Here is a 3,126-nt window from a genome sequence, read left to right on the forward strand (position 1 = left end):
CGCCGACGACGCCGGGACGCTGCTCGCGCTGGACGCCGCCACCGGCCAGTCGTGGTTCACGTACGAGATCCGAGACGGGTTCACCACCTCCCCGACCGTGCTCGCGGACGCGGAGACGACGTTCGCCGGGGCCGCGGACGGCTACGTCCACGTCACCGACACGACCGTCGGCCGGCGAAAACTGCGCGGCTGGCTGTTCTCGCGGAAGGGAGTCGAACTCGACGGCCCCGTCCGCTCGTTCCCCGTCGTCGTCGGGGACGTCCTCTGCGTCGGCGACGCCAGCGGCTCCCTGTACGGGATCGACGTCGCTGACTCCGAGCCCCGCTGGCACGTCGGACTCGACGACGCCGTCATCGGTTCACCCGCGGTCGCTCCCGGCCGGTTGTACGTCGGCTGTGACGACGGGCAACTCTCCTGCCTCGAGTGGGACACCGACGAAACCGGATTTTGACCCGCGGTCGCGGTTCGTCGTTCGGCTCCGCAGGCGCGCGCCTTTTCTTCTAAACCCGTCGCTCTCGTGTCGAATCACCCCGTCGCCCTCCCGCACTTTCACTTCCACTCTCCTGTTAACGAGGGTTTATGGTGGGTCCGGCACAACGAGGGAGTATGCCCGAAGCAGATCTCGAGGAACTTCCCGGCGTTGGACCGGCAACCGCAGACAAACTTCACGATTCAGGATTCGATTCCTATCAGAGCCTCGCCGTCGCCGCGCCGTCGGAGCTATCGAACACGGCAGACGTCGGCGAGTCCACCGCCGCGGACATCGTCAGTGCGGCCCGCGACGCCGCCGACATCGGGGGCTTCGAAACCGGCTCGACGGTGCTCGAGCGACGGAACGAGATCGGCAAACTAAGCTGGCACAACGACGAGGTCGACGACCTGCTCGGCGGCGGGATCGAAACCCAGTCGATCACCGAAGTCTACGGCGAGTTCGGTGCCGGCAAGTCTCAGGTCACGCACCAGATGGCCGTCAACGTCCAGCTTCCGAAGGAGGTCGGTGGCCTCCACGGCTGTGCGATCTTCGTGGACTCCGAGGACACCTTCCGCCCCGAGCGGATCGACGACATGGTCCGCGGGCTGCCGGACGACGCCATCAACGCGACGCTCGAGGACCGCGAGATCGAGGGAACGGCCGACGACGAGGCGGCGGTCGACGCACTCGTCGAGGACGTCCTCGAGAAGATCCACGTTGCGAAGGCGTTCAACTCCAACCACCAGATGCTGCTCGCCGAGAAGGCGAAGGAACTCGCCAGCGAACACGAGGAGTCGGAGTACCCCGTCCGACTGCTCTGCGTCGACTCGCTGACCGCTCACTTCCGCGCGGAGTACGTCGGCCGCGGAGAACTCGCGAACCGCCAGCAGAAGCTCAACAAGCACCTTCACGACATCGATAAGGTCGGCAACCTCTACAACTGCGCCGTCATCGTCACGAATCAGGTCGCGTCGAATCCCGACTCGTTCTTCGGCGATCCGACCCAGCCCATCGGTGGCAACATCCTCGGCCACAAGTCCACCTTCCGGATCTACCTCCGCAAGTCCAAGGGCGACAAGCGGATCGTTCGACTGGTCGACGCGCCGAATCTCGCCGACGGCGAGGCCGTCATGCGCGTCCAGGACGGCGGCCTGAAGCCCGAATAGAACGCGACGGGTCGGTACCGACCTCAGTTTTCGCTCTCGTGGGCCGAGATCATCGTTCGTCCGAGTGCGAATAGCCCCGCTTCCGGGACGAATTCACGCTGCGTGGCCATCCGGACGCTGTGAGCCCGCCTCACATGTTGGCGATTACTTAAACAAATTCGGTTCTCGCGGCCCGTCGGCGCTGCCGCGAACAGTTCGGTTACTCTCCTTCTGCCGTCGATTTTCTGCGTATTGGTGACCGTAATCCCGAATGTCCGAACGACGATAGCCTGTCGTCTTGCGATCGACCACCGATCGATGCGCCTCCCACGTTTGCGGTCACGGTCGCTACGTAGCCGCGCTGTCCGCCGAATTCGTTCCTCTTAGCACTCGGGGTATAAGCTTTAGGTTGGCCTAAAAATCGGTACGCTTTTCAATGTTTAGGTTGCCCTAAATCGTGTATGCCGAAGGAACAATTACCACTGGAATCGGTCGATGAGCGGTCGCCGGAGAGAGGTGTGCGGTCGTGACCGACGGCGATCCGTCGGCCGAGCGCCTCCTCGCACAGCAGGCGAGCCGCGAGTCGAACGCACGAACCTATCCCCGTTCATTGCCGCTCGCGATCGAACGCGCCCAGGGAGCGATCCTCGAGGACGTCGACGGCAACGAGTACGTGGACTGTCTGGCGGGGGCGGGAACGCTCGCGCTCGGGCACAATCATCCGGCCGTCGTCGATCGAATGGCGGAACTGCTCGAGCGGGATCGCCCGCTCCACACGCTCGATCTGACGACCCCGATCAAGGAGCGGTTCGTCGATCGGCTGCTCGAGAGCCTCCCCGACGAGTTCGCCGAGACCGCGAAAGTACAGTTTTGTAGCCCCGCAGGCACGGACGCCGTCGAGGCCGCGCTGAAGCTCGTCAAGACGGCCACGGGCAACCGATCGATGCTGGCGTTCCAGGGGGCCTATCACGGGATGACCCGGGGGGCCCTCGAGCTGATGGGCGACACGGCGCCGCGGGAATCGGTCGCGGGAATCGAGTCCGACGTCCACCATCTGCCCTACCCCCACGCCTACCGCTGTCCGTTCGGACTCGGCGGCGAGGACTGCTGGCGGACGAGCGCCGAGTACGTCGAACGCACCCTCTCCGATCCCGCAAACGGGATCGTCGACCCCGCGGGGATGATCCTCGAGCCGGTACAGGGCGAGGGCGGCGCGGTGCCGGCACCCGGCGAGTGGCTGCGGGAGATGCGCCGAGTTACCCGCGAACGGGACATTCCGCTGATCGTCGACGAGATCCAGACCGGGCTCGGCCGCACCGGCGAACTGTACGCGTTCGAGCACGCCGATATCGTCCCGGACGTGCTGACGCTCTCGAAGGCCGTCGGCGGCGGCCTCCCCCTGTCGGTCGTCGTCTACGACGAGTCACTGGACGTCTGGGAACCCGGCGCGCACGCCGGGACGTTCCGCGGGAATCAGCTCGCGATGGCCGGCGGCGCGGCGACCATCGA

At 65.5% G+C, this 3,126-nt stretch carries 3 protein-coding genes; all 3 read left to right on the plus strand.

What is annotated here, in order from left to right; genetic code table 11:
- A partial coding sequence (locus PGX04_RS17305) for an outer membrane protein assembly factor BamB family protein (RefSeq protein WP_273739657.1) occupies positions 1-451 on the plus strand: 451 nt, incomplete at its 5' end.
- Positions 452-606: 155 nt separating this feature from the next.
- On the plus strand, positions 607-1,638 hold the full coding sequence (gene radA, locus PGX04_RS17310) for a DNA repair and recombination protein RadA (protein ID WP_273739658.1): 1,032 nt from the start codon (positions 607-609) through the stop codon (positions 1,636-1,638).
- Positions 1,639-2,143: 505 nt separating this feature from the next.
- Positions 2,144-3,126, plus strand: a 983-nt coding sequence (locus PGX04_RS17315) for a diaminobutyrate--2-oxoglutarate transaminase family protein (RefSeq protein WP_273739659.1), incomplete at its 3' end; no start/stop codon positions are given.

Source organism: Natrinema soli (assembly GCF_028618695.1).